This is a genomic window from Streptomyces bohaiensis, from assembly GCF_012033785.1.
Lineage (GTDB): Bacteria > Actinomycetota > Actinomycetes > Streptomycetales > Streptomycetaceae > Streptomyces > Streptomyces bohaiensis.
In genome coordinates, this window is record NZ_JAAVJC010000246.1 from 1 (window position 1) to 6,997 (window position 6,997).

Below are 6,997 nucleotides of genomic sequence, written 5' to 3' on the forward strand. Positions count from 1 at the left end.
CGGGACCCCCGGCAGCCTCGCGCCGACCGCTGCCGAGGGCACGACCCGGGTCGATCTCTCCGGATACCTGCTGCTGCCGTCCCCGGCCGGCCGCGGGCTCCCGGCGAACGCGCAGTTGCCCTGGGGCAGGGCGATCACGCTGACCCCGGCACCCGCGAGCCGCTCGGCGGTGCGGCCCAGCACGTCGCCGGGGAGACGCGAGAGCCCGGCGCACGGCCCCACACCGACGCCGCCGCGGAGCCCGCCCGCCGCGGCCGCGACCCGGTCCAGGGCCGCCGGGTCGTCGCCCTCGGTGTGGAGGTCCAGGTCGGTGCCGTGCTCGGCGGCCGCCTCCACCAGGACGTCGAGGAACCCCGCGGGGTCGGGATCGTCCTCGGGGCTGCCGCCGAGTGCCGTGGCGCCCATGCGGGCCGCGTCGTGCAGCAGCGCGCGGTCGTCGGCGCCGGCGCGGCGGGCTGGTACTACGTCCAGCACCTCAACGGCAACCTCACCAAGAGCGACCTGCACCTCGGTGACAACAAGCTCGACAAGGCCGCCCCCAACGAGCGCGGTCAGACCCCCCTCAACATCCTGCTGCTCGGCAGCGACGCCCGGGACTCCGAGGAGAACCTGCGGCTCGGCGGCGCCGCCGACACCGTGGGCGGCCCGCCCATCGCCGACGTCCAGATGCTGCTGCACGTCTCCGCGGACCGCAGCAACATGACCGTGGTGTCGATACCGCGCGACACCCGGGTCACCATCCCCAAGTGCACCGACCCGGCGACCGGCCGCGAGTTCGACATGGTGGAGTCGGACACCATCAACCACAGCCTCCAGCGGGGCGGGCCGGGCTGCTCGGTCGCCACCTGGGAGGAGCTCACCGGCATCCCGATCGACCACTTCATGATGCTGGACTTCGCCGGCGTGGTCAGCATGGCCGACGCGGTCGGCGGCGTTCCCGTCTGCGTCGACCGGGGCGTCGACGACCCCAAGTCCCACCTCAAGCTGGAGGCGGGCGAGACCGTCATCAAGGGCGAGCAGGCCCTCCAGTGGCTGCGGACCCGCCACGGCTTCGGCGACGGCAGCGACGTGGGCCGCACCAAGGCCCAGCACATGTACCTCTCCTCGATGGTCCGCGAGCTGAAGGAAGGGGCGCGCCTCACCGACCCCGGCAAGCTCAACGCCCTGGCCAACGCCGCCACCAACGCGCTGACCGTCGACCCCGACCTCGGCAGCGTCAACCGGCTGTACGACCTCGGCGAGGACCTCCGGGACGTCCCCAGCGAGCGCATCAACATGATCACCATGCCGTGGGTCCCCGCGCCGCAGAACCCCGACGCCCACGTCGCGCCCAAGCCCGGCGCGGCGGAGGAACTCTTCGCGCTGGTCCGCAACGACATCGCGCTCGACGAGGAGTACCCGGACGACATCGCGGAGGCCGCCGCGGACGAGGAGACCGACGCCGTCCGACCGCGCGACCCCGCCGAGGTCGGCGTCACGGTCCGCAACGGCACCGGTTCGGTCTCGCTGCCCGCCGTCACCGGCCGGGCGAGTGTGGTCGTCGCCGAACTCGCGGCCCTGGGCTACGTCCAGTCCTTCGTCGACGAGCGGCCCATCTCCCAGGCGGAGACCTCGCTGACCCATCCCACCGGGGACCAGGCCGAGGCCGATGCCCGCGCCGTGGCGGCCGCCCTCGGCCTCCCGGACCGCGCGCTGCGCTCCTCCGCCTCGGCCGAGACGTTCACCCTCGTCATCGGCACCGACTGGCGCGAGGGCAACCAGTTCCCCGCGCCCCCCGACGCCGCTCCCGGCGAGCCCGGGGAGCGGCTCGACAGCGGCGAGGCCCTCAGCGCCGACGACGACAGCGCCTGCATGGCGGTCAACCCGCTGCACGCCACCGACTGACGCCCGGCCGGAGCGGGACGTGCCTGCCGCACCCGGCGCGCCAGGGACCGCGGACTGGTCAGGAAGCCCCACCCCCAGGACATGTGCATCGTCGCCAGCGCCACCGGGATACGCAGCCGGGCGCCCGCCGGACGCCCGCGGCCCGCCGGGAGCGAGCCGACGGTGATCGCCGCCAGGTACCCCGCCGGGACCACCAGCGTCCAGGGGGTCACGACGGCGCCGAGCAACCCCGCCGCGATCGCCAGCACCGCGGCCGGCGGCGCCAGGTAGCGGGGGTTGATCGACCCCTGGTGGTAGCGGGCCACGACATGCCGCCACCGGCCGTAGTCGTGGTACTGCCTGGCCAGCTTCCGGACGGTCGGGCGCGGGCGGTAGGAGACCAGCAGCTCCGGGGAGAACCAGATCCGTCCGCCGTCCTGCCGGATGCGGAAGTTCAACTCCCAGTCCTGCGCGCGGATGAACTCGGTGTTGTACCCGCCCAGCCGTTCCAGCACCTCCCGGCGGAAGACGCCCAGGTAGACCGTCTCCGCCTCGCCGGCCGACCCCCCGGTGTGGAAGGCGGCGTTGCCGACGCCGATCCGGGACGTCATGGCCGCGGCCACCGCGTGCTCCCAGGCGTTCTCGCCCTCGGCGTGCATGATGCCGCCCACGTTGGCGGCGCCGGTCTCCTCCAGCAGGCGGACCGCGGTCGCGATGTAGCCCGGCGAGAGCATGCCGTGCCCGTCCACCCGCACCACCACCGGGTGGCGGGAGGCCGCGATCGCCGCGTTCAGTCCGGCGGGGGTCCGGCCGGTCGGGTTGGGGACGGTGCGCACCCTGCCCCAGGGCCGGTCCGCGGTCTCGGCGACCAGTTCGGCGGCGATCTCGTCCGTACGGTCCGTTGACGGTCCGAGCGCGATGACCACCTCCATCCCGCCCGCGTACTCCTGCCGCAGGATGGCTTCCACCGCGTGCCGCAGATGTCGTTCCTCGTTCAGCACCGGCATGATCACCGACACCGCCGGAAGGCCGTGCTCACCGGGGTCGCTGCCGCCCCGGTCTCCTCGTGTCGTCACCGGCTCACGGTACCGCGAACGGATCACCGTGGTTCGCCCACCCGGGTGGTGTGCGGCGGGTCTGCGCGCGGCGCGCCCCCGCCGTTCCTACGCTCCAGGCGGGGTGACCCGGCCCCCGTTCGTACGACAAGCGGAGGTTCCGACCTTGCCCGCCAGCCGCCCGCAGCACCCGAGCAGTCAGCGTCCCCGTCCCGCGCCGGGCCGGCGCCGCCGGCCGCGCTGGGGGCTGCGGCTCTCCGCCGTGGCCGCGGCGGGCGTCCTGCTGACCGGCGGCGTCGGGCACGCCATGGTCTCCACCATCGACACCGGGGTGGAGCGGGTCGACCCCTTCCACGACCTCAGCAACCGGCCGGACACCTCCAAGGGCCTGAACTTCCTGCTGATCGGCAACGACAGCCGCGAGGGCATCACCGCCGAGGAGAAGAAGAAGTTCCGCATCGGCGGCGAGGCCTGCCACTGCGCCGACACCATCATCCTGGTCCACCTCTCGGAGGACCGGGAACGGGCGAGCGTCGTCTCGCTGCCGCGCGACTCCTACGCCGAACTGCCCGCCCACACCTTCGAGGCCGGCGGCGGCGAACGCCACCCCGCGCACCCCGACAAGATGAACGCGGCCCTCTCCCACGGCGGCCCCTCCCTGATGGTCCGCACCGTGGAGAAGATGACCGGCGTCCGCATCGACCACTACCTGGAGGTCAACTTCCTCAGCTTCATGCGCGGCGTGGACGAGATCGGCGGCGTCGACGTCTGCACCGTCCGCCCCCTCAAGGACGAGAAGTCCGGACTGGACCTCCCGCCGGGCACCTCCACGCTCAGCGGAGGCGAGGCGCTCCAGTACGTACGGGCGCGCTCGGTCGACCCCTCCGCCGACTTCGGGCGGATGCAGCGGCAGCAGAAGTTCCTCGCCGCCTTCCTCGACAAGGCGGTCAGCACCGACGTGCTGCTCAACCCCGCGAAACTGCGGCGGACCGCCGACGTGATGCTGGAATCGGTCCGCGTCGACCCCGAGTTCGGCGTCGACCAGATGCTGGAGCTCAGCCGCGCCCTCGGCGGCTTCGACGCCTCCTCGGCCGAGCTGACCTCGGTGCCGGTGGACGGGTCGGGCAAGAAGCTGCCGGGCGGCGGCTCCACCGTGGCCTGGGACGAGGAGGGCGCCGAGCGGCTCTTCGCCGCGATCCGGGAGGACCGCCCGCTGGCCGGCGCCGACGTCACCGACGCCGCGAGTGATGGCGAGGCGCGGGAGGAGGACGCCGCCGCCTCGGAGGACGGGGCGCCGGACCGCGACCGTGACGCGGCGGACGGGCCCCGCGGAGCCGTGCCCGTGGAACTCGCCCCCGAGGAGGTCCGGGTCCGGGTCGAGAACGCCAGCACCACGGCGGGGCTCGCCGCCCGCGCCGACGAGCAGTTGGCCGCCACCGGCTTCACCACCGCCGGTCTCACCGCCGAGGACGACCCCGGCTCCGCCGCCACCTCCCAGTCGCGCACCACCATCACCCACGGTCCGGAGCGCCGCGCGGAGGCCGCCGCCCTCCGCGCGCCGCTGCCCGACGCCCAACTGCGCGAGGTCGCCGACCACGGGGACGAGCTGCTGGTCGCGGTCGGCGAGGACTTCGACCGCGTCCAGCCGGTCCGCGACGGCCGGCGGCCGATGAGCTCGCAGGAGTGGAAGGACGGCGGCTTCGGCGCCGCCACCGGTGACCAGATCATCTGCGACTGAGCGGCGGCGCGCTGAACACCCCACTGTGCCGATGACCCTGTCGGCAGTCGACCGCCGGTGCCGAGCCGCGGTCGGCTGATGGGGCCGGCCGCCTCGCCCCGGGGCGCCGGACCCCGGCTGTGCGCGCCGATGACGGTGCCCAGTCGGTGACACCGACGCCTCACCCTCGGCGGGCGGCGCCCGATCTCCCGGCTGGGCGGCGTGCGCCGGGGCCATGGCGGCTACGTACTGGTGAGTGAGAGAAGCTCCCAGGAGTGTTCGTTCTTCGACACCGGGCGGATGGGGTCCAGCACACATCCGTGGGGGCTCTTTGCGGGGAGCGTCGCTGCTGCGCCACCGCCTTCCAGAGCGGCCGGGTTGCGCACCCCGTGACGCCGGTCACAATCGGGATCAGGTGACTGGGTCCCTCCACCGGTACAGGTGGTTGTGGCCCCCGGGAGCCCCCCCCCAAGGGGGCTCGGTCACCGAAGCGGGCCCACCCGCTGCGGCCACCAGGGCGTGGTGTGCAGCACCCTCTCGTCTCCCGGCACCTGCACCCCGCAGCGCTCTGTGCAGCCGCAGTGGTCCGCTGCGATCAGTCCCGTGCCCGGGAAGTGAGCTCGACGGCCCGCCGCTCGGGCGTCGGCGAGGGTGCGGATCCGACCGAACCCCGGAGTACACGGTCTCCCACGGTCGCGCTGTGCGGCGGGAAGAGTGAGCTGTGCCGAGGTGAGGCAAAGCCGTGCACGAGCGGTCGACCAGAGGCGCCGTCAGGCCGCCACGATGCGAGGTCCGACGGCGCCGGACCCGCGGGACCGTCCTCGCGCACGATTCGACCACCGGGCGGCCCGTCGCGGCTGCCCCCGCGGGTGTCGCCACCGGCCGGCCGGTGGCGACACCCGTGACCTCCGGTCAGCGCACCGTCCAGAACGCGGCGGCGTCGCGGGCCGGGCGGGGCGGCGGGGCGGCGGCCGGGTGGCCGACCGCCACCGCGCCCATCGGGTCCCAGGAGTCCGGAAGCTCCAGCGCCCGCCGCACGGTGGGGCGGCAGAACATGGTGGACGACACCCAGGCCGACCCCAGCCCCTCGCCGGCGAGCGCCACCAGCAGGTTCTGCACCGCGGCCCCGGCGGCCACGACGAACATCTCCCGCTCGGCGGCGGCCCGCCGCTCGTCGGGGTAGTGGTGGGCGCCGTCGGCGACGAGACAGGGAACCACCAGGGAGGGCGCGCGCCGCAGTACGTCGCCGCGACGGACGCGCCGGGCGATCCACTCCTCCTCGCGTCCGTCCGCCCGCAGGTCGGCGACCCAGGCGTCGAGCATCGCGTCCAGCAGCCCGGCTCGGGCGTCCGCCGACTCCAGCAGTACGAACCGCCACGGCGTCGTGTGGTGCGGTGCGGGCGCGGTGACCGCGGCGGCGACCGCCCGGCGCACGGCGTCGCCGTCGACCGGTGCGTCGGTGAACTCCCGGACGGTGCGCCGCTGGGTGACCGCGGCCCGGATCGCCTCGGAGGTGCCCAGCCGGAACATGTCGGCGGCGGCGTCGCGGACCAGGGGCCGCGCCCCCGGGTCCTCGGCGCGGGCGCCCGCCGGACCGGAGGGGGAGGGGGCGCCGTCGGCTGGCCGGGCGGCGGCCAGCAGGTGCTCGGCCAGCCCCCGGACGACCGCGACGGGGCGGCCCTCGGTCTTGCCCTTCACGAGCTCGCCTGCACCCGCCAGTTCGTCCGCGACAGCGGTGACGCTCACCCCCAGGGGATTGCCGTGGGTGTCCGTGCCGCCGCGGAGGTCGTCCAGGGACCGCAGGCCGGCGGCGCCGATGGCGACATCGGTCTGCCCCTCGCGCCAAGGACGCCCGAAGGTGTCGCTGACGACGACCGCCACCTCGGCGCCGGTCCGCTCGCGCAGTCCGTCCCGGATCGCCCGGGCCGAGGCGTCCGGGTCCTCCGGGAGCAGCAGGACGGTGCCGGGCGGGGTGTTGGAGGCGTCGACACCGGCCGCGGCCATGACGAAGCCGTGTCGGGACTCCACGATGCGGGCCGGACCGCGGCGGGCGACGACGCGGACGGTCTCGGCGTCGACGGCCGCCTCGCGGTCCGCAGCCCGCAGGACGCGCCCTTCCGCCTTGCTGACGACCTTGGAGGTGACGACGAGGATGTCGCCGTCCGCCAGCGGCCGCCCACCGGGAGCGGCGCACGCCGCGGCGATCAGTCCCGCCAGGTCGTCCCCGGGCGTCACCTCGGGCAGTCCGGGGACCGACCACACCTGGAAGGACTCCGACCGGGCCGCGCCGACCGCCGCCGTCCCGGCCGTGCGGACGGGCCCGGCCGTGCGGACGGGCCCGGCCCCGGCGGTCGCGCCGGGG

At 75.0% G+C, this 6,997-nt stretch carries 3 protein-coding genes and 2 pseudogenes; 2 read left to right on the plus strand and 3 right to left on the minus strand.

Annotation, left to right across the window (positions count from 1 at the left end; translation table 11 throughout):
• A pseudogene (locus HCN52_RS25630) lies at window positions 1-405 on the minus strand (hypothetical protein); the annotation flags it as partial.
• A gap of 12 nt (window positions 406-417) precedes the next feature.
• Between HCN52_RS25630 and HCN52_RS19915 the strand changes: the two are divergent.
• Window positions 418-1,884 (plus strand): LCP family protein, encoded by a 1,467-nt coding sequence (locus HCN52_RS19915; RefSeq protein WP_312876791.1) that lies wholly within the window; start codon window positions 418-420, stop codon window positions 1,882-1,884.
• A 17-nt stretch (window positions 1,885-1,901) separates the two neighbouring features.
• Here HCN52_RS19915 and HCN52_RS19920 read toward each other — a convergent pair.
• A pseudogene (locus HCN52_RS19920) lies at window positions 1,902-2,939 on the minus strand (glycosyltransferase family 2 protein); the annotation flags it as partial.
• Between the two features lie 145 nt (window positions 2,940-3,084).
• Between HCN52_RS19920 and HCN52_RS19925 the strand changes: the two are divergent.
• On the plus strand, window positions 3,085-4,656 hold the full coding sequence (locus HCN52_RS19925; RefSeq protein WP_245175306.1) for an LCP family protein: 1,572 nt from the start codon (window positions 3,085-3,087) through the stop codon (window positions 4,654-4,656).
• An 891-nt stretch (window positions 4,657-5,547) separates the two neighbouring features.
• On the opposite strand, the gene HCN52_RS19930 is transcribed toward HCN52_RS19925, so the two are convergent.
• Window positions 5,548-6,897, minus strand: coding sequence for a coenzyme F420-0:L-glutamate ligase (locus tag HCN52_RS19930; protein ID WP_168089829.1), 1,350 nt, complete (start codon window positions 6,895-6,897; stop codon window positions 5,548-5,550).
• Window positions 6,898-6,997: the final 100 nt, after the last annotated feature.